Origin of the sequence: Caulobacter segnis ATCC 21756 (assembly GCF_000092285.1) — a bacterium.
GTDB classification, from domain to species: Bacteria; Pseudomonadota; Alphaproteobacteria; order Caulobacterales; family Caulobacteraceae; genus Caulobacter; species Caulobacter segnis.
In genome coordinates this window covers 3,544,256-3,562,212 of the sequence record NC_014100.1, presented here as the reverse complement: position 1 = coordinate 3,562,212, position 17,957 = coordinate 3,544,256, and the positions used below count along the sequence as shown (strand labels likewise).

Annotated in this window: 18 protein-coding genes and 1 pseudogene; 9 read left to right on the top strand and 10 right to left on the bottom strand. The window is 68.5% G+C overall.

Going from position 1 to position 17,957, the window contains the following annotated elements; genetic code table 11:
- Positions 1–91: 91 nt before the first annotated feature.
- From CSEG_RS16375 to CSEG_RS16355, 5 genes are read left to right on the top strand one after another with little or no spacing between them, the layout of a single operon-like run.
- Positions 92–724 carry an acetyltransferase gene (locus CSEG_RS16375; RefSeq protein ID WP_013080346.1) on the top strand — a complete coding sequence of 211 codons (633 nt, stop codon included), beginning with the start codon at positions 92–94 and terminating at the stop codon, positions 722–724.
- Positions 721–1,848, top strand: coding sequence for a DegT/DnrJ/EryC1/StrS family aminotransferase (locus tag CSEG_RS16370; protein ID WP_013080345.1), 1,128 nt, complete (start codon positions 721–723; stop codon positions 1,846–1,848). Before CSEG_RS16375 ends, CSEG_RS16370 begins: the two co-directional genes overlap by 4 nt.
- A 3-nt stretch (positions 1,849–1,851) precedes the next feature.
- Positions 1,852–2,889 carry a glycosyltransferase family 4 protein gene (locus CSEG_RS16365; protein ID WP_013080344.1) on the top strand — a complete coding sequence of 346 codons (1,038 nt, stop codon included), beginning with the start codon at positions 1,852–1,854 and terminating at the stop codon, positions 2,887–2,889.
- 10 nt (positions 2,890–2,899) lie between these two features.
- The gene (locus tag CSEG_RS16360) at positions 2,900–3,937 is read left to right on the top strand and encodes a glycosyltransferase family 4 protein (RefSeq protein ID WP_013080343.1); all 1,038 of its coding nucleotides are present in this window, start codon (positions 2,900–2,902) and stop codon (positions 3,935–3,937) included.
- A 57-nt stretch (positions 3,938–3,994) separates the two neighbouring features.
- Complete coding sequence (locus CSEG_RS16355; RefSeq protein ID WP_013080342.1) at positions 3,995–5,602, top strand: TolC family outer membrane protein; 1,608 nt, start codon at positions 3,995–3,997, stop codon at positions 5,600–5,602.
- 62 nt (positions 5,603–5,664) lie between these two features.
- On the opposite strand, the gene CSEG_RS16350 is transcribed toward CSEG_RS16355, so the two are convergent.
- Positions 5,665–6,954 (bottom strand): glycosyltransferase, encoded by a 1,290-nt coding sequence (locus CSEG_RS16350; RefSeq protein WP_013080341.1) that lies wholly within the window; start codon positions 6,952–6,954, stop codon positions 5,665–5,667.
- A gap of 164 nt (positions 6,955–7,118) precedes the next feature.
- On the opposite strand from CSEG_RS16350, the gene CSEG_RS16345 reads away from it, so the two are divergent.
- Positions 7,119–8,654: a class I SAM-dependent methyltransferase gene (locus CSEG_RS16345; RefSeq protein WP_013080340.1), complete on the top strand. Its 1,536-nt coding sequence runs from the start codon at positions 7,119–7,121 to the stop codon at positions 8,652–8,654.
- Between the two features lie 529 nt (positions 8,655–9,183).
- On the opposite strand, the gene CSEG_RS16340 is transcribed toward CSEG_RS16345, so the two are convergent.
- The 7 genes and pseudogenes from CSEG_RS16340 to CSEG_RS16310 all read right to left on the bottom strand — a co-directional run bounded on the left by CSEG_RS16340 (position 9,184) and on the right by CSEG_RS16310 (position 14,578).
- The gene (locus CSEG_RS16340) at positions 9,184–9,939 is read right to left on the bottom strand and encodes a DUF599 domain-containing protein (RefSeq protein ID WP_013080339.1); all 756 of its coding nucleotides are present in this window, start codon (positions 9,937–9,939) and stop codon (positions 9,184–9,186) included.
- A gap of 115 nt (positions 9,940–10,054) precedes the next feature.
- Complete coding sequence (locus CSEG_RS16335; RefSeq protein ID WP_041538704.1) at positions 10,055–11,494, bottom strand: MFS transporter; 1,440 nt, start codon at positions 11,492–11,494, stop codon at positions 10,055–10,057.
- A 170-nt stretch (positions 11,495–11,664) separates the two neighbouring features.
- Positions 11,665–11,820, bottom strand: a complete 156-nt coding sequence (locus CSEG_RS16330; RefSeq protein ID WP_013080337.1) for a DUF3309 family protein — start codon at positions 11,818–11,820, stop codon at positions 11,665–11,667.
- A 94-nt stretch (positions 11,821–11,914) separates the two neighbouring features.
- On the bottom strand, positions 11,915–12,307 hold the full coding sequence (locus CSEG_RS16325) for a DUF983 domain-containing protein (protein WP_013080336.1): 393 nt from the start codon (positions 12,305–12,307) through the stop codon (positions 11,915–11,917).
- A 286-nt stretch (positions 12,308–12,593) separates the two neighbouring features.
- Positions 12,594–12,733 (bottom strand): annotated as a pseudogene (locus CSEG_RS16320) (entericidin A/B family lipoprotein).
- 90 nt (positions 12,734–12,823) lie between these two features.
- On the bottom strand, positions 12,824–13,411 hold the full coding sequence (locus CSEG_RS16315; protein ID WP_013080334.1) for a beta/gamma crystallin-related protein: 588 nt from the start codon (positions 13,409–13,411) through the stop codon (positions 12,824–12,826).
- A gap of 87 nt (positions 13,412–13,498) precedes the next feature.
- A complete protein-coding gene (locus CSEG_RS16310; RefSeq protein ID WP_013080333.1) occupies positions 13,499–14,578 on the bottom strand; it encodes a L,D-transpeptidase family protein in 1,080 nt (359 codons plus the stop codon).
- Positions 14,579–14,655: 77 nt separating this feature from the next.
- Between CSEG_RS16310 and CSEG_RS16305 the strand changes: the two genes are divergently transcribed.
- Positions 14,656–15,711 (top strand): M15 family metallopeptidase, encoded by a 1,056-nt coding sequence (locus CSEG_RS16305; RefSeq protein WP_013080332.1) that lies wholly within the window; start codon positions 14,656–14,658, stop codon positions 15,709–15,711.
- On the opposite strand, the gene CSEG_RS16300 is transcribed toward CSEG_RS16305, so the two are convergent.
- Together CSEG_RS16300 and CSEG_RS16295 are read right to left on the bottom strand one after the other, a co-directional pair.
- Entirely contained in the window at positions 15,641–16,261 is a 621-nt protein-coding gene (locus tag CSEG_RS16300) for a glutathione S-transferase family protein (RefSeq protein ID WP_013080331.1), read from the bottom strand. The genes CSEG_RS16305 and CSEG_RS16300 overlap by 71 nt on opposite strands.
- Positions 16,258–16,437, bottom strand: coding sequence for a hypothetical protein (locus CSEG_RS16295; RefSeq protein WP_013080330.1), 180 nt, complete (start codon positions 16,435–16,437; stop codon positions 16,258–16,260). Before CSEG_RS16295 ends, CSEG_RS16300 begins: the two co-directional genes overlap by 4 nt.
- A 63-nt stretch (positions 16,438–16,500) precedes the next feature.
- On the opposite strand from CSEG_RS16295, the gene CSEG_RS16290 reads away from it, so the two are divergent.
- On the top strand, positions 16,501–17,067 hold the full coding sequence (locus tag CSEG_RS16290; protein WP_013080329.1) for a hypothetical protein: 567 nt from the start codon (positions 16,501–16,503) through the stop codon (positions 17,065–17,067).
- A 48-nt stretch (positions 17,068–17,115) separates the two neighbouring features.
- Positions 17,116–17,910: a protein NO VEIN domain-containing protein gene (locus tag CSEG_RS16285; RefSeq protein WP_013080328.1), complete on the top strand. Its 795-nt coding sequence runs from the start codon at positions 17,116–17,118 to the stop codon at positions 17,908–17,910.
- Positions 17,911–17,957 lie beyond the last annotated feature (47 nt).

The following is a 17,957-nucleotide window of genomic DNA, read 5'->3' as shown; positions in this document are numbered from 1 at the left end:
TGCGGCGCATGACCAGCAGGACCCTGATCACCGGTATCGATCGCGGCGCCGCGACGGCTCCGGCCGGCCCGGCGCGGTGGGCCCAGGCCTGATGGCCGCGGGCGTCGTCATCATCGGCGGCGGTGGCCACGCGAAGGTGGTCATCGAGAGCCTGCGCGCGGCGGGCGAGACCGTCGTGGCGATCGTCGACGCCGACCCGACGCCGCGCGACGTCCTGGGCGTTCCGGTGGTGGGCGATGACCTGGCCCTCCAGGGACTCCGGGAGCAGGGCCTTTCCAAGCTCTTCGTGGCCGTGGGCGACAACCGCCTGCGGGAGACGCTAGGCCGCAAGGCGCGCGAGCTGGGCTTTGGCCTGGTCAACGCCATCCACCCCTCGGCGATCCTCTCGGCCAGCGCGCGGGTGGGCGAGGGCGTGGCCGTGATGGCCGGCGCGGTCATCAACGCCGACAGCCACGTCGGCGATCTGGCTATCATCAACACGGGCGCGGTCGTCGACCATGACGCCCGGCTCGGCGTGGCGTGCCATGTAGGCCCCGCCTCGGCGCTCGCCGGCGGCGTGAGCATTGGCGATCGCGCGTTCCTCGGCGTGGGCGTGCGCGTTATCCCTGGCGTGACCATCGGCGCCGATACGATCGTGGGCGCCGGCGGCGTCGTCGTTCGGGATCTGCCGGACGCTGTGCTGGCGATCGGCGCGCCCGCTAAAATCAAAGGAGACCGGTCATGACCAGTCCGGCCAACAGCCTACCCCGCATTTCCGTCGCCGCCCCCCGTCTCGACGGGCGAGAGCGCGAGTACGTCCTGGAGTGCATGGACACGACGTGGATCTCGTCGGTCGGACGCTTCATCTCCGAGTTCGAGCAGGGTTTCGCGGCCTATTGCGGGGTCAAGCACGCCATCGCCTGCAACAACGGCACGACCGCCCTGCACCTGGCCTTGGTGGCCCTGGGCATCGGTCCGGGCGACGAGGTGATCGTTCCCAGCCTGACCTATATCGCCTCGGCCAACGCGGTGACCTATTGCGGCGCGACGCCGATCCTGATCGACAACGACCCGCGCACCTTCAACCTCGACCCGGCGAAGCTGGAGGCGCTGGTGACGCCGCGCACCAAGGCGATCATGCCGGTGCACCTGTACGGCCAGATCTGCGACATGGACCCGATTCTCGACGTCGCCCGCAGGCACGGCCTGAAGGTCGTCGAGGACGCCGCCGAGGCCGTGGGCGCGACCTACAAGGGCAAGATGTCGGGCGCGCTGGGCGACTGCGCGACCTTCAGCTTCTTCGGCAACAAGATCATCACCACCGGCGAAGGCGGGATGATCACCACGGACGACGACGAGCTGGCCGCCCGCATGCGGTTGCTGCGCGGGCAGGGCATGGACCTTTCCCGCCGCTATTGGTTCCCGGTCGTCGGCTTCAACTACCGCATGACCAATATCGAGGCCGCGATCGGTTTGGCGCAGCTCGAGCGCGTCAACGAGCACCTCGCGGCCCGCGCCCAGGTGGTGGCCTGGTATGACGAGAAGCTCTCGCGGCTCGGCAATCGGGTCATAAAGCCCTATGTCGCCCCGACCGGCCGCCATGTGTTCTGGATGTACACCGTGCGTTTGGGCGAGGGCCTGTCGACCTCGCGCGACCAGGTGATCAAGGACCTGGACGCCGCCGGTATCGAGAGCCGGCCGGTGTTCTATCCGATGCACGTGATGCCGCCGTACGCACATCTGGCCACGGGCGACCTGAAGCAAGCCGAGCTGTGCGGCGCGGACGGCCTGAACCTGCCCACCCACGCCGGCCTCACCGAGGCCGACATCGACCGCGTCGTGGCCGCGCTCGACCGGGTGCTGGTCTAGCCGATGCGCATTGTTCTCCTGTCCTCGATCGTGCCGTTCATCAACGGCGGCGCGCGCTTCATCGTCGAGTGGCTGGAGGAGAAGCTCGTCGAGGCGGGGCATCAGGTCGAACGCTTCTATCTGCCGTTCACCGACGACCCGAACGAGATCCTGCACCAGATCGCGGCTTGGCGCCTGATGGACCTGACCCAGTGGTGCGACCGGGTGATCTGCTTCCGGCCGCCGGCCTATGTGGTCGATCACCCGAACAAGGTGCTGTGGTTCATCCACCACATCCGCACCTTCTACGACCTCTGGGACACGCCCTATCGGGGGATGCCCGACGACGCGCATCATCGGGCCATCCGCGACAACCTGCGGGCCCTCGACACGCGGTCGATCGCCGAAAGCCGCGCGGTGTTCACCAATTCCCAGGTCGTGGCCGATCGCCTCAAGGCGTTCAACGGCCTCGACGCGACGCCGCTGTATCCGCCGATTTATCAGCCCGAGCGCTTCACCCATGAAGGCTATGGCGACGAGATCGTCGCGATCTCGCGCCTGGAGCCGCACAAGCGCCAGGCCCTGATGATCGAGGCCATGCAGCACGTAAAGACGCCCGTGAAGCTGCGCCTGGCCGGCACGGCGTCCAGCCCCGACTACGGTCGTCACCTGGTCAAGATGACCCGCGATCTGGGCGTCCAGGACCGCGTCATCCTCGAAGACCGCTGGATCAGCGAGGACGAGAAGGCCGAGATGCTGAAGACGGCCCTGGCCGTCGCCTATCTGCCCAAGGACGAGGACAGCTACGGCTATCCGTCGCTGGAAGGCGCCCACGCGCGCAAGGCCATCGTGACCACCACCGACTCCGGCGGGGTTCTCGAGCTGGTCGAGCACGGCCGCAACGGCCTGATCAGCGAGCCTGATCCGCGCGACCTGGCCCAGCAGTTCGACCGCCTGCACGCCGATCGTCAGGCCGTGGCGGCGATGGGACAGGCTTCGCTGGACCGCCTCACGGAGATGAAGATCGACTGGAGCACCGTCGTGGAGCGCCTGACCTCATGAGGAAGCCCGCATGAAGGTGCTTGTCGTCAACAACGCCGCGCCGTTCCAGCGCGGCGGCGCCGAGGAACTGGCCGACCACCTGGTCCGCCGGCTGAACGCCACGCCGGGCGTCCAGTCCGAATTGATCCGCGTGCCCTTCACCTGGGAGCCGGCCGAGCGGCTGATCGAAGAGATGCTGATCGCCCGGGGCTTGCGCCTGCCCAATGTCGACCGGGTCATCGGCCTGAAGTTCCCGGCCTACCTGATCCCGCACCACGACAAGGTGCTGTGGCTGCTGCACCAGTTCCGGCAGGCCTATGACCTCTCCGAGGCCGGCCAGAGCCATCTCGACTTCGACGAAACGGGGCGGACGGTGAAGGCCGCCATCCGCGCGGCGGACAACGCCTGCTTCGCCGAGTGCCGCAGGATCTACTGCAACTCGCCGGTCACCCAGAACCGGCTGATGAAGTTCAATGGCGTCTCGTCGGAAGTGCTGTATCCGCCACTGAACGATGGCGAGCTGTTCACCGGCGGCGACTACGGCGACTATGTCTTCGCCGGCGGCCGGGTGGCGGCGGGCAAGCGCCAGCACCTGCTGATCGAGGCCCTGGCGCTGCTGCCGAACGGGCCGCGTCTGGTTATCGCCGGCCCGCCGGAGAACGAAGCCTACGCCGATCGGCTGCGCAAGCTGGTCGAGGATCTGGACCTGAAGGATCGCGTCGATCTGCGGTTCGGCTTCCACCCGCGCGAGGACATCGCCCGCTGGGCCAACGACGCCCTGGCCTGCGCCTATCTGCCCTTCGACGAGGACAGCGTGGGCTATGTGACCATGGAAGCGTTCGCGGCGGGCAAGGCGGTTTTGACGGTCACGGACTCGGGCGGTCTGCTCGAGATCGTCAGCGAGGACACTGGCGCGGTGGCTGAACCCACCCCCGCCGCCCTATCCGAGGCGCTGGCCCTTTTAACGTCGGACAGGGCGCGCGCCATGTCGCGGGGCGCTACGGCGCGTGACCTCTGGCGCAACAAGAATGTTACATGGGAGGCGACAGTGCGTCGCCTTCTTGATTAAGCCACAAATATTGGCTTGAACCGCCGCAATTCGGCGGGGGCCGTGAAAGTCTGGAAAATGCGAGTGCTGTCGAAACTCCTGTCCGTTCGAACGTCGGTGATCGCCGTGGCGGTCGCCATGGCTGTGTCCGGCCGCGCCGAACTCGCGCACGCCGAGACCCTGGCCGACGCGATCACCGCCGCCTACCAGAGCAACCCGAACATCCAGGCCCAACGCGCCGCGATGCGGGCGCTGGACGAGAACTACACCCAGGCGCGGGCGGCCTACGGCCTGCAAGCCAACGCCCAGGTCTCGGAAGTCTACGGCTACGCCCGAGGACCCCAGACGCGGGATATCCTGGGAAGACGGCAGACCGAGGAAGCCGCCAGCCAGTCGAACGAGCTGTCCGTCAGTCAGGCGCTCTACACCAATGGCCGCTACGCCGCGCGTCTCGGCGGTGTCGAAGCTCAGATCAAGGCCGCGCGGGAAAACCTGCGCCGCATCGAAATGGATCTGCTGGTCCGCGTGACGAACGCCTACGTCTCCGTTCGCCGGGATCGCGAGGTGCTGCGCATCGCCAAGGGGGGCGAGGCCTTCCTGCGCAAGCAACTGCAGGACACCGAGGACCGGTATAGCGTTCGCCAGATCACCCTGACGGACGTCCAGCAGGCCAAGGCCCGTCTCGCGGCGGCCAGCACCCAGTTGGCCAACGCCGAGGCGCAGCTCAACGTCACCGTCGCCAACTACGCCGCCTTGGTCGGCCACCTGCCGGACACTCTCGAGCCCGAACCCGACATCGACGGCCTGCCCGCGACCTTGGACGAGGCGTTCAATCAGGCCGAAGAGTCGAACCCGACCCTGAACGCGGCCCTGTTCACCGAAAAGGCCTCGCGCCTGGGCGTGGCGGAAGCGCGCGCGCAGCGCCTGTTCTCGGTTTCGGCGCGGGCGGATTATCGCAACGCGCCCTATCTGCCCTACAGCGACAAGCAGTCGAACCGCTCCAACACCGTGAACGCTTCGATCACGCTCACCCAGCCCCTGTTCGCGGGGGGGCAGCTGAACTCCCAGGTCCGCCAGTCGATCGAGGAGAACAATCGCGACAAGCTGCTGATCGACGATGCGCGCCGAAACATGGTGCTGGGCGTCTCGCAGTACTGGGACCAGCTGGTCGCCGCGCGTAAGTCGCTGGTCAGCCAGGAAGAGGAAATGAAGGCGAACACCATCGCCTTCTACGGCGTCCGCGAGGAGGAACGCTTCGCGCTTCGCAGCACGATCGAGGTGCTGAACGCCCAGCAGGAACTGCAAAACGCCCAGATCGGCTTCGTCCGCGGACGCGCCAGCGAATATGTCGGCCGGGTCCAACTGCTCGCGCAGGTCGGCACCCTGGAAGTCGGCAATCTGGCGCCGGGCGTGGCGGCTTACGATCCGACCCGCAACTTCAAGAAGGTTCGCTACAAGGGCATGCTGCCGACGGACCTGATCATCCAGACGATGGACAAGATCGCCCTGCCGATGGAGCCGAAGAAGCCCAAGGCCGGCGACACCACGCCGATCCGACCGCCGTCTTCCGAGCTGCCGGCCAAGCCCGAAGCCGCCGACAAGGTCGCTCCGCCGCCCTCGATCAACGACATTCCGACGCTGAGGGACAGCGACGCGCCGCTGGCGACCGCGCCGAGAGCCCGTTAGGTTTTAAGTGTGAGCGGTTGAACCGCTCGAACGCTCTAAACCACACAGGCTTTAAAGGCCGATCAGCGTAGCGGCAGCAGGCGTCGCAGGGCGTTCAGCCACGCCGGGCGGTCGAAGGACACGTGCCCGTTTGCAGCGGTCGCGGCGGCCAGGGTCTTGAGCCAGGCGTCGTCGTCGATCATCCGCGCCAGCTTGCGCGCCGCGTCGTCCTCGTCGGCGGCCGCCCAGCGCCCGGACTGATAGATCGCGCCGTCGCCTTCGACGGGGATCAGGTCATAGTCGACCAGCTGGCTGGATGCGGGATCCATGAACTCCACGTTCGAGGACCAGCCGGTCGCCAGGGTCGGCTTGCCCAGCCAGATCGCTTCGGCCAGCAGCAGCCCGTAGCCCTCGGAGCGGTGCAGCGACAGGATGATGTCGCTGCTGGCGGTCAGCGCCGCCATGTCCTCCGCCGACAGGCTCTCACGCATGAGGCGGATGGTCGGGTCGCTCGCGACGTCGGCGGCGAGGGCCGCGAAGGTGTCCGGATAGAGATCGGCGCCGACGACCTTGCAGACCAGAAGGGCGGGGCGCGCGGTGTCGCGCGTCGCCATCCGGAACGCGCGCAGCGCCCCGTACGGGTTCTTGCGCTGGGCGGTCGAGCGAAGATCGAAGGCCATCAGCACGACGACCGTCTCGGCGGGCAGGCCGAACCGCGCGCGGTCCGGCGCTGGCCGGGGGTTGAGGTACAGAGGATAGGGCAGGGGCGTGACCTTGACCCGGGGCGGCGCGATCTTGCGCAGCGCGTCGGCGGCGAAGGCCGAAGGGGTCCAGACTTCGTCCACGAGGTCGAAGGCCGGGGCCCAGGCGGCGGGGGCGTCCTCCAACTCCCAGGCCCAGTAGCCGATGTGGCGCCGCCCACCGAGAAGCTGGCCTTCCGTCTCCCGCGCCCAGCGGAGCAGCTCGGGCGGGTTGATGTGCGAGATCACGACGCCCCGCTCTCTTGGTCCCGGCGGAGGATAGGCGGTCGGGAGGTCGACCGGCATGCCGACAAAGGCCGACAGGTCCACGGCGCGGACAGGGAGCCCGGCGTCGGCGAAGCCTCGCGCCAGCATCCGGGCCCCTTCGCCAAGGCCGTGGACGGCGCCGTGGAAGCCCACGACCGTGATCGGCAGGCTAGGGCGACGATTCCGCCGACGCACGCGGCGGAGCGTCCGGGCTTCGGCCGCGCGCGCGGCCTGGGTCCTGGCGAAGTCGTCGAGCCATGCCTGTCCCGCCAGAAACGCCGCTTTCGGCGCGCCCTTGGCCAGGTGGGCGCTCTGGCGGATCGGCGCGGGCAGGCGGCGCCAGAGCGCCAGAAGCGGTGAGGTCATCAGTCTTGGCCGAGCCGGTCTCGCGAAATGAGCAAGAGCTATAGCGACTTGGGTCGCGCCCGCGCCACGCCAAAAGTTCGCGGCCGCGACGGCGTCAACTTGTCAGGCGCACTCAATCATGCCGGTATCGGCGCCGGGGTTGGATTAAGAAGGCTGGAGCGCGCGTGTCGACAGAATGGACTGCCGGTTACGTCACCGACGTGAACTACACCTTCGGCTACTACGCCGAGCTGAACCCGCTTCGCTCGCGCTTGCCGCTGATGCTGGCGGGCCGCCATGCGCCGAGGATCGAAAACGCCTGCGAGCTGGGATTTGGCCAGGGCCTGTCGGTGTCCATCCATGCCGCCGCCCAGCCGGGCGTGGCTTGGTACGGGACCGACTTCAACCCCTCCCAGGCGGCCTTCGCCTCGGAGATGGTCCGTCTCTCCGGCGCGGACGCCAAGCTCTACGACGAGGCGTTCGCCGAATTCTGCCATCGCCCTGACTTGCCGGATTTCGACTTCATCGGATTGCACGGGATCTGGACCTGGATTTCGGACGCCAACCGTAGCGTTCTGGTCGACTTCATTCGCCGCAAGCTGCGGCCGGGCGGCGTGCTCTACATCTCGTACAACACCCTGCCCGGATGGTCGGCGTCCGCGCCGATCCGGCATCTGATGAAGCGCCACGCCGACGTCATGGGCGCGCCGGGGCAGGGCGTCGTGGGGCAGACCGACGCCGCCCTGACCTTCATCGACCAGTTCCTGGCGCTGGAGCCGCTGTACGCCAAGGCCAATCCGGGCGCCGCCGAGCGGCTGAAGCAGGTGAAGGCGCAGGACCGCCGCTACCTCGCGCACGAGTACATGAACCGGGACTGGAGCCCGATGTACTTCGCCGACATGGAGCGTTGGCTTGGCGACGCGAAGGTCGGATTCTCCGGTTCCGCCCACGCCACCGACAATCTCAACGAACTGAACATGACGCCGCAGCAGGCGGCGTTCCTGACCGCGATCTCCGACATCTCGCTGCGTGAAACGCTCCGGGACTACTGCGTCAACCAGCAGTTCCGGCGCGACTACTGGATCCGTGGCGTCCGTGCGCTGGCCGGCCAAGAGCAGGTCGCGGCGCTTCGGCAGGAGCGGGTGATCCTGACCATGGCGAAACCGGATCTTCCCAAGAAGGTTCGCGGCGTGCTGGGCGAGGCGGGGCTGATCGACGCCATCTACGACCCGATCTACGAGGTCCTGCTGGACTACAAGCCCCATGCGATCGGGGACATCGAGGCCGCGGTCGCCGGCAAGAATGTCACCTTCGCCCAACTGGCCTCGGCGATCACGATCCTCTTGGGCTCGAGCGTCATCCAGCCGGCCGCGCCCGGCCAGGACATGAGCAAGGCCAAGACCCGCACGCAGGCCTTGAACAAGGTCATCGCCCAGCGCTCGCTTTCCACCGCGGATATCGGCCATCTGGCTTCGCCGATGCTCGGCGGCGGGGTCGGCGCGAGCCGCTTTCAGCAGATGTTCTGGCTGGCCAAGCAGAACGGGGGGAAGACGTCGGACGACTGGGCCCAATACGCCTGGACGGTTCTTCAGGCGCAGGGCCAGTCCCTGATCAAGGACGGCGTCACGCTGACGGGGGAAGACAATCCCATCGAGCTGAAGCGGCAGGCCCAGGAGTGGGGCGATAAAATCCTGCCGATCTGGACCGCCCTGGGCGTCTGATCGCGCGCTTAGCGAGAGTCAAAAGGCGCTGGGGCGTCGCGAGGGCGTCCCGCGCCGGGCTCGTCGCCAGTAATGATCGAATTTCCGGGTGTCTAGCGCCGCCCATAAGGCCATCGAAAGTGAAATTCCTGCTTACAGTGAACTGAACAACGAAAACGAACGTTCGGAAATAGGCTATTGCGGTTCAGTTTTAGCGTGAAGATACCTTCCAAAGATCCGGAACAGGCGATGATCTTTCGCGCTATTGCCTCAAGACGCTCGGGTGAAGGTCGATATTTTGACGCGGCGGGCAAGAATCTGGAGCCGCCGCCGTAATAGCGGAAGTTGCAATACGAAATCACGACGAAATGTCGGAATCCCGCCCCTCAGTGGTTGCGAAGCGACACCGGTTAAGGTATGAAGATCGGGTCTACCCACAAGACTTCCCATCAGCCCCGCCGGAGACCGATGTCGCCGGCGGGGCTTGTTGTATGTGGCGTCCTGTTGGGATGTCGAACGCGCCGTCGAAAGGCGCGTTCCTACGGCGGCGCTAGGCCCGGTCCTTGGACGGCGGCGGCGGCTTTTTCAGCTTGGTCAGGTGCGGCCCATGCACGACCGGCTGGCGCTCCAGGATCTCACGGACCTTGTGCACGGCGATCGAGGCGCGGCTGCGGCGCTGGCGCCAGAGCAGCAGGGTCATGGCCCCCAGCGTCGCCGTCATGAAGGGCAGGGGCCCCAGCAGCCAGCACGCCGCCGCCAGGGCGAAGTAGTAGGCGCGGACGCCGGCGTTGAAGGCCGACAGGGCCGGGTTGAGGATGCCGCCGGCCGCCTCGGCGTATTCCTCCAGCACCTTGGGCGGCGCCCACATCGGCGCGGCGCCGATCGCGGCCAGGCAGTAGTTCATCTGGCGGATCGACCAGATAAAGTCCAGGAGGCCGCGCGCCAGGGCGACCAACACCAGCCCGAGCTTGATCTGGAACATCATCGGCGTGGTCTTGGCCAGCACCGCCAGGCCCTCGACGCTCCGCAGGGCGCTATCGCCGCCGAACAGGACACCGGCCGCCGCGGCGATCAAGATCAGGTTCGACGAGGCGAAGAAGCTGGCGGAGTTGATCGCATGGCCCAGCAACTGGCCGTCCAGCAACGCGATCTCGCGCACCGCCATCTCCTGCATCCACCGGCGGCGGATCACCGTCATGTCGGTGTTGAGCACGCCGCCCGCCTCGCCCAGGCGTCGAAGCGCGGGCTCGTACAGCAGCCAGCAGAGCGAGAAGGCGACGAGGACGATGATGTCGAGCAACGGCATGGGCGGCAATCTAGACGGACGCGGAGAGTCGGAAAACGGGGGGCGAGGAGTCTAAGCGTGGCGGCCGAAAGCGCGAGCGGTTTGGGCGCCCGCCACGCGCCCAAAAAGTGTCGGATCAATCCTCGTGGATAAGGCTGTGGCGGCCGGTGTCCTTCAGGATGATCGCGCAGACCAGGCCCAGGGTCATGACGCCGGCGACATAGACGTAGAAGGCGCTCTCGACCCCCTCGTGCTTGAAGGCCAGGGCGACCATCTCGGCTGTGCCGCCGAACAGCACGTTGGCCAGGGCGTAGGGCAGGGCCACCCCCAGCGCCCGCAGGTGGGCCGGGAACAGCTCGGCCTTCACCACCGCGCTGATCGAGGTGTAGCAGGACTGGATCGCCACCCCGATCAGGATCAGCGACAGGGCCCCCATCACGGTGGTCGACTGGGAAATCCCGGTCATGATGGGCCAGATCGACAAGGCCCCGCCGCCAAACGCCGCGATCAGCATCGGCTTGCGCCCCACCTTGTCCGACATCCAGCCGGCGAGGGGCTGAGCCAGCAGGAAGCCGATCAGGCTGATGGCGCTGATCTCGGAGGCCTGGCCCTTGGTGAAGCCCGCCGTGTTGACCAGGAACTTCTGCATGTAGGTCGTGTAGACATAGAAGGTCAGCGAGCCGCCCGCCGTCAGGCCCATGATCAGCAGGCTCTCGCGCGGATGCAGGCGCACCAGCGGCACGATCAGCGACACGAAGAACAGCACGAGGAACACCGCGCCCAGGATCTGGGCGGGGCGCGCGAGCGGACCGCTGGTCACGCCCACGACGCCGGCGATCACCGTCAGGGCTAGCAGCGTCCCGGCGGCGGCGACCTGGCGACGCGACAGGTTCTCGCGCGGGCCCGCGCTCTTGAACGAGATGCTTTCGTCGAGACCCCGGCGGATCCAGAACACGACCACGGCCAGAAGCGCGCCGATCACGAAGGGGACGCGCCAGCCCCAGGCCTTCAAGGCCTCCTCGGGCAAGACCCTTTGCAGGACGATCAGCACGCCCAGCGCCAGCAACTGGCCGGCGATCAGGGTCACGTAGTGGAAGCTGGACCAGAAGCCGCGACGCTGCTTGCCGGCCATCTCGCTCATATAGGTGGCGCTGGCCCCGTACTCGCCGCCGACCGAGAGGCCCTGCAACACGCGGGCGAACAGCAGGATCGCCGGCGCCCACAGGCCGATGGTGGCGTAGCCCGGCGTGATGGCGATGATCAGCGCCCCGGCGCACATCAAGGCCACGGATACGGAGAGCGCCGCCCGCCGGCCGGAATGGTCCGCGTAGAGCCCCATCAGCCAGGCGCCGATCGGGCGCGCGACGAAGCCCAGGAAAAAGACCGCCGCCGCCTGGAGCAGCTGGACGGTCTGGTCGCCTTTCGGGAAGAAGGCGGGCGCGAAATAGAGGGTGAAGGCGGCGTAGGCGAACCAGTCGTACCACTCGACCAGGTTGCCGGCCGAGCCGCCCAGGATGGCCCGGGCGCGGGCGGTCGGCGTAAGCCGCGCGCCCGGCGCTTCAGCGTTCGCCGTCATGGTCATCTCCCCCTCTTGTCGAGGGGGAGATTAGGCGAACGCTGTTCTAGAGCAAGCGCTAGAGCCTGCCCGTTTCTGATGGGAACATCAGAAACGAACAAGCAGGCTCTATCTCGAATATTGGAGCGTGGCAGGCGCCGAAACCGCTCACACTTTCGGCTGCCACGCTCCTATATGCGGCCCATCAGCACCAGGATGATGATGATCACGAGGATCAGGCCCAGGCCGCCCGACGGGAAGTAGCCCCAGGAACGGCTGTGGCCCCAGGTGGGCAGCGCGCCGATCAGGGCCAGGATGAGGATGATGATAAGGATCGTGCCGAGCATGGTCCGTGGTTTCCCTCCGTTCCCGCGTCCGCCACCACGGCGACGCTGGGATCAGGTCTTGGGAATACCTGACGGCCCAGGTCGGTTCCGGAGATCAGCTTGGGGTGTCTTCGGCCTTGCGCAGACGGATCGCCCAGAGAGCGCCGATGACGCCCCCTTTCACGCGGGGCAGAAGCAGCAGGGTCAGGACCGCCAGCGGGATCAGGGTCAAAGGCGCGACCAGCATGGGCGGGGCTTCCCAGATCCACGGGAAGAACAGCAGCGGGGCCACGAACAGGTGCCCGATCAGCAGGATCGTGAAATAGGCCGGGCCATCATCGGCCGGGTAACGGGCCAGCTCATGCCCGCAGGCTTCGCACTCGGGGTCGACCTTCAGATAGCGCATGTACAGCCGACCGTCGCCACAGTTCGGGCAGCGGTGCAGCAGGCCGCGCTTCAGGCCGGTGAGCAGCGGGGGAGCGGTGCGGGTCTCGGACATGGCGTCCATATGCGCTTCCTGGCCTGGCAAGAAAAGGGCGACCGGGGGTCGCACGGCGACGATTTGTCTCGATCAAAAATGAGAGTATTCCGCGCATTTTCGCCACGAAGCTCGAGAACAGGTCCGGCTTTTGCAACGGGTTTGCGCGGAATTTTACGGTGAAGTTAACGCGGGGAATATTCGCGTCGTTTATTTTTCGCCGTAAGTCCCAGATCTAGTGCTCGATTTGGCGAAGCTTTCGTCTTTCCTGTCGACTGCCCTGAGCGAGGCGCGCGGGAGAGTCGGCCTAGGCTTGTCAGTTCTTGGCGTCCTTGGCGGTGTTGCTCACGGCGCGCGGCCGGCGGCGGAAATGTCGCGGCCGGCGCCTTCGATGGTGTTGCAGGCCGAGACCAGGAGGGCGGCCGCGGCGGCGGCCAGGACGACGATCTTACGCATATTGGAGCTCCACTGTTCTCGAGGCGCGGGACCTTAACCGTGGGCCGCGCCAGCCTTCAAGAGGGCGCGACCCATCCGGGTGATCGGGGGCTAGCGGACGCGGCGGATCGAGCTGATGCGGTCGTTCCAGTCGCGCGGCAGCACGCCTTGGTCGCGATCGATCACGGTGCAGCGGCCGCGGTAGTAGGCGTCCTCGCAGACCTCCCAGGCGCCGCGCTGGATCTTGATCGACGAGGCCCTGTCGTTGAATCCGGCCTGATCCAGGTCGGGCATGTCGCCGCGCACTTCGTAGGCGCGACCGTCATAGCCGGCGTGCTCGAACAGCACCGCGTCGGCGCGCCAGCCGCCGCCCGGCGGACGACCAGGGCCAGGACCGGGGAGGGGGCCCGGGCCGACGAAGCCGGCGCATTGCAGGCGTCCATTGCGGTTTTCCAGGCCCTGCCCGCCACAGTCGCGGGCGCGAGCGCTGCTCCACTCCCAGCCGCCGCGATCGTTCTGGCAACGCGCCCAGACGCGGCCGTCGAAGGCGGTGATCTCGCGGCACGAGCGCGTGTAGGACCCGCGCGGCGGTTCTTCGTAGCGGCCGTCCCAGCCGGGCGCCTGGGCGCTGGCGGCGCTGGTCCAGCCGGCCATCAGGGCGGCGGCGGAAAGGGCGGTCAGGCTGAGCGTCTTGGACATCGTTGTTTCCCCCAAGCAGTGGAAGCTTGTGAGATCACTAGGCCGATCCGTGGCTGAACGCAGCCTGAACGCTGAAGCTTGCGGTGTTTAGGCCGGGCGCGCCTCGACGCCGATGAAGATCACCTTGGCGCCCTTCTTGACCGCCGAACCCAGCTCGGAGGCGTCCCAGTTGGTCAGGCGCACGCAGCCGTGCGAGGCGCGCTTGTTGACCAGCTTGGGGTCCGGCGTGCCGTGGATGCCGTAGGTGTCCTTGGTCAGGTCGATCCAGGTCGAGCCCACCGGATTGTTCGGTCCGGCCTGGATGGTCAGCTTGGCCTTGGGCTCGCCGAAGGTCAGGCGCGAGGGATCGTAGGTGTAGGTCGGACGTGGCGCGAGGGTCCGCACCGCCCACTCGCCGGACGGCGCGGGGCGCTCGGTGCTGCCCACCGTAGCCGGGTAGACCGCCAGCTGCGCGCCGCTCTCATCGAAGGCGCGGACCTGGCCCAGGGCCTTGTCGATTTCGATGCGGTCGACCTTGGCGTCGAGGCGGTCGGCGCCGGCGGCCGTGACCATGATCGTGGCCCCGACCTGGTTGAAGTTCACGCCCGGGTTCAAGTCGCGCAGCAGGTCCTCGCCCATGTGGAAGCGCTCGGCCAGCATCTCGACGACGTCGTGGTAGTTCATGGCCGGTTCGCGGGCCATCGCCTCGTAGTCTTCCTTGGGGATGGGTGGCATGAAGGGGCCCGCCACGTCGCTCTGGCTGATGGTGTAGTCGACCAGCACCGGACCGCCGTCGGTCGCGAGCAGGGCGTCGAGCAGCGCCTGGCTGACTTCGCCGTCCACGGTCATGTCATGCGCCTTCTGGAAGGCCCGGATCGCCAGCGTCAGGTTGCCGCCGTCGCGCCCGTCGATCACGCCAGGCGAAAAGTGGGCGCGATCCAGCAGTGTCTGGACGCGGATCAGGACGTCGCGCCGAGCCCGCGGATCGGTGGCGGCGGGATCGAACGCGGCGGCGTTGATCGCTTGTCCCACCGGCGACGACGCGGCCGAGACGGGCGGCGCGGCGACGATCGGCGTCTGGGCCTTCTGGACCGTACTGGCGGGGGCGGGCTTGGCCGTTGGCTTGTCGTCGCAAGCGGCGAGGGCGAGGACGGCGACGAGGGCGAAACGAGAAACCAGACCGGTCATGCGGGCTCCAGATGGGAACGACTTCACCGTCTCAAGGCTTGAGCCATGGCGAAGTTCCACCAATTGCGAGGCTTGAGTTGAGGCCGCTGCGTCGTCTGCTGTGGGGATTGGGCGTCCTGGCCCTGGCGATCGGCGCCTTCTGGCTATGGGTCTTCTGGCCCCTGGGAGGGCAACGGGCTGAACCCCGTGGGCCCAGGGGCGGGGCGGAGCTTCCGACCGCCGCCGAGATGGCGCCGCCCCTGGTCGCCGCGCCCGCGCTCTGCGTCGGCAGCCAGCCGGGCCCGCCTGGCGCGGCGGCCGCCAACGCCGCGTCGCTCTCGACCCTGGCCTGGTCGCCTTTCGGCAAGGCCGAGATCGGGTGGGAGATCTACGCCCCTCGCATCGCCGCCGAGATCGGCACGAGCTGCGCGGCGGGCTCGGACGGTTTCGCCGCCGCCCTGGCCCGCTGGCAGGCGGCCAACCGTCTAGCGCCCACGGGGGTGATGGACGCGGCGGCCTTCGCCGTGATGCTGCCGCGCTGGCATCTGGCCCGGCCTTTCGTGCGCGTGAACCGCGAGGGGACCTGTCCCGGCGCGCCGTCGGGTCCGGACCTGGCGACCGCGCGCGCGGACGAAAGCTACGGCGGCAAGACGATCCAGTTGCGGCCCGCGGCGCTGGAGGCCTATCGCCGGATGACCGCCGAGGCGCGCGCCGCCGGCGTGCTGCGCCGGCCCGAGGCGCTGAAGATCTATTCCGGGTTCCGCGCTCCGGACGTCGACGCCCAGCGCTGCGCGCGCGACCAGAACTGCCAGGGCCTGACCCGCACCATCTGCTCGGCCCACCGCACGGGTCTGGCCGTCGATCTCTTCATCGACGCCGCGCCGGGTTTTGGCCCGGACTCCTCCGCCGACGCCAACCGCTTGGCGATGGCGCGCTCGCCGCTCTATCGCTGGATGGTTTGGAACGCCGGGCGCTTCGGCTTCGTCAACTACGTCTACGAACCCTGGCACTGGGAGTGGACCGGCGAGCCGCTCCTGCCCGGGACGCCGATCGCCAGCCTGCCGCAGGCGGGCGCCGGGTCGGTCACGGAACCTGCGGAAGGCTCCACGCCGCAAACGCCGGCCGCTGCTTCAGGCGCGCGTAGTAGGCGGTGAGGGCGGGCCACTCGACACGCTGGATCGGGCTGTGCAGCCAGCGGTGGACGGACAGGCCCAGCACGATGTCGGCCAGGGTGAAGGCGTCCCCCGCCACATAGGCGCCCGTGTCGACCAGGCGCGCGTCCAGCAGGCCCATGGCGATGTTCCAGGCCTCGACGCTGGCGGCGATCTGGGCCGGGTCGTCGAAGCCGGGGGTCTTGCGCACCAGGCCCGCGAAGGCGTGGCGCCAGGCGGTGTTCAGCTCGGTGGCCTGCCAGTCCATCCACTGCTCGACGACGGCGCGCGCCCGCCGCCCCTCCGGCAGCAGCGGCGTCCCGGCCGCGAGATAGCGGCAGATCGTGTTGCTCTCCCACAGCGTCCCGTGCTCGTCGATCAGCACGGGGACGAGGGCGTTGGGGTTCATCGCCAGGAACTTCGGGTCCTTCGTCGAGGCGAACCCCGCGCCCCAGTCCTCGCGCTCATAGGCCAGGTCCAGCTCGTCCAGGGTCCAGAGGACCTTGCGGACGTTGACGGACGAGGTGCGGCCGAGGACCTTGGGGATCGTCACCGGGTCATCCAGGGCTTGGACTTGCCGGTCGGCGCGGCGGCGCTGGCGCGCTCCACCTTGCCGCTGGAGGCCTTGGGGCCGTGGCCATGGCGGCCCTGGGCGGCCTTCTTCAGGCGCAGGGCGCGCTGCATCGGCGTTTCGCCCTCGGGCGGGGGAGCGTCGGTCTTGTCGGTCATGCAGGCGGTTTAGGCCTCGATTGGCGCCTTGAGAAGGCCGCGCTCGCCAGCCAATCTGGAAAGATGTCGCGCCGCCGCCTGGTCCCCGTCCTCGTCCTCTGCGCCGTCCTGGGCGGAACGGCCGCGCGCGCCCAGGTCCAGACGGCGCCGGGCGAGGCGGCCAACGCGGTCTCGCCGGTGCTGATCCTGCCGCCGACCCCGCCGCCCAGGCTGGTCTCGACCTATCCGGCCCAGGACCAGAGCGTCACGCCCGGCGTGCTGATCCTGAAGGCCGCCTTCGACCAGCAGATGTCGCCCGCCGCCTGGAACTACGCCCCCGCGCCCGGCGCCGAGCCGATGGACTGCGTGAAGACCCCGCGGCTGCTCTCCGACCAGAAGACCTTCGTCCTGCTGTGCCGCGTGCTGGCGGGGCGGACCTACGGGGTGACCTTCAACGCCGAGCGGGTCGGGGGCTTCGCCAATCTCGGCGAGAACCCCGCCGAAACCGCCAGCCTGACCTTCAAGGTCGACGGCGGCGCGCCGGTCACCACCCTGCGCCGCGCCATGGAGCTGGCCGGGCTGCAGGGCGACCAGACGCCGGTGCAGGAGGCCCCGCGCGCCTCGGCCGGCAACGCGGCCGGGGGGCGCTAGCGGCTCAAGCGTCTGGCGCCGGGGGCCGCCCTGGCGCAGGATCGTCCGATGACGGGGGATTCGGCGGAACGGGAGGCCATCGGGCGCGAGTGGACGGGCGCGGAGCTCGCCGTCGTGGTCGGGGACTACCTGACCCAGCTGGAGAAGACCCTGGCCGGCAAGCCGGTCGACCGCGCCACCCACGACCGCACCGTCCGCTTCGTCACCGGCAAGTCCGGCATGCCGGTCATGGCCAAGCAGGGCGAGATCACCGCGGTGCTGTCGCTGATCGGCCTGCCGGTGCTGAAGGACTCGCCGCCGCGCTGGACCTACGACCCGCCGCTGCTGACCGCCGTCGAGGAGGCCCTGCTCGCCAAGCCCGCCCTGCTGGCCGCCGCCGTCCGCCCCGACGCCCTGTTCGCCGCCCCGCCGGCCGTCCCGCTGCTCGAGGCCGCCCCGCCCCAGCCCGTGCCGCCCGACGCGACCCTCGCCCGGATCATCCGGCGCTTCGATCTGGCCGCCCGCGCGGCGCAGGACCGCTTCCTGCCCGGCGTGGGCGCGGCCAGCATCGTCGCGCACGAGGCCCGCCGCCTCACCGACCACGGCCGCCCCGACCTCGCCCAGCGCGTCCGCCTGGCCCACGCCAGCGATCCCGAGGGCTGCGACGTCATCAGCTTCGACCTGGAGGCCGCCCCGCGCCTGCTGGCGGTCAAGACCAGCCTGGGCGCCGAGGTCGCGCCGTTCGGCCTGACCGAGGCCGAGCTCTCCCTGGCCCGCGCCCGCCCCGAAGCCTTCCGTGTGCGGCGCGTCTACGACCTGCTGGGCGAGGCGCGCTTCTTCCGGTTGAAGCCGCCGTTCGAGTAAATTCCGCGCCGCGCGCCAGAACACTCAGGATGTGATTTGCGTTCACC

Excerpts from the sequence above, each read along its gene's own strand:
- CSEG_RS16315 (WP_013080334.1), bottom strand. The coding sequence starts at position 13,411 with ATGTCCAAGACGCTCAGCCTGACCGCCCTTTCCGCCGCCGCCCTGATG.
- CSEG_RS16365 (WP_013080344.1), top strand. The coding sequence starts at position 1,852 with ATGCGCATTGTTCTCCTGTCCTCGATCGTGCCGTTCATCAACGGCGGC.
- CSEG_RS16350 (WP_013080341.1), bottom strand. The coding sequence starts at position 6,954 with ATGACCTCACCGCTTCTGGCGCTCTGGCGCCGCCTGCCCGCGCCGATC.
- CSEG_RS16290 (WP_013080329.1), top strand. The coding sequence starts at position 16,501 with ATGTCGCGCCGCCGCCTGGTCCCCGTCCTCGTCCTCTGCGCCGTCCTG.
- CSEG_RS16335 (WP_041538704.1), bottom strand. The coding sequence starts at position 11,494 with ATGACGGCGAACGCTGAAGCGCCGGGCGCGCGGCTTACGCCGACCGCC.
- CSEG_RS16360 (WP_013080343.1), top strand. The coding sequence starts at position 2,900 with ATGAAGGTGCTTGTCGTCAACAACGCCGCGCCGTTCCAGCGCGGCGGC.
- CSEG_RS16370 (WP_013080345.1), top strand. The coding sequence starts at position 721 with ATGACCAGTCCGGCCAACAGCCTACCCCGCATTTCCGTCGCCGCCCCC.
- CSEG_RS16375 (WP_013080346.1), top strand. The coding sequence starts at position 92 with ATGGCCGCGGGCGTCGTCATCATCGGCGGCGGTGGCCACGCGAAGGTG.
- CSEG_RS16355 (WP_013080342.1), top strand. The coding sequence starts at position 3,995 with ATGCGAGTGCTGTCGAAACTCCTGTCCGTTCGAACGTCGGTGATCGCC.
- CSEG_RS16325 (WP_013080336.1), bottom strand. The coding sequence starts at position 12,307 with ATGGACGCCATGTCCGAGACCCGCACCGCTCCCCCGCTGCTCACCGGC.
- CSEG_RS16295 (WP_013080330.1), bottom strand. The coding sequence starts at position 16,437 with ATGACCGACAAGACCGACGCTCCCCCGCCCGAGGGCGAAACGCCGATG.
- CSEG_RS16285 (WP_013080328.1), top strand. The coding sequence starts at position 17,116 with ATGACGGGGGATTCGGCGGAACGGGAGGCCATCGGGCGCGAGTGGACG.
- CSEG_RS16340 (WP_013080339.1), bottom strand. The coding sequence starts at position 9,939 with ATGCCGTTGCTCGACATCATCGTCCTCGTCGCCTTCTCGCTCTGCTGG.
- CSEG_RS16310 (WP_013080333.1), bottom strand. The coding sequence starts at position 14,578 with ATGACCGGTCTGGTTTCTCGTTTCGCCCTCGTCGCCGTCCTCGCCCTC.
- CSEG_RS16330 (WP_013080337.1), bottom strand. The coding sequence starts at position 11,820 with ATGCTCGGCACGATCCTTATCATCATCCTCATCCTGGCCCTGATCGGC.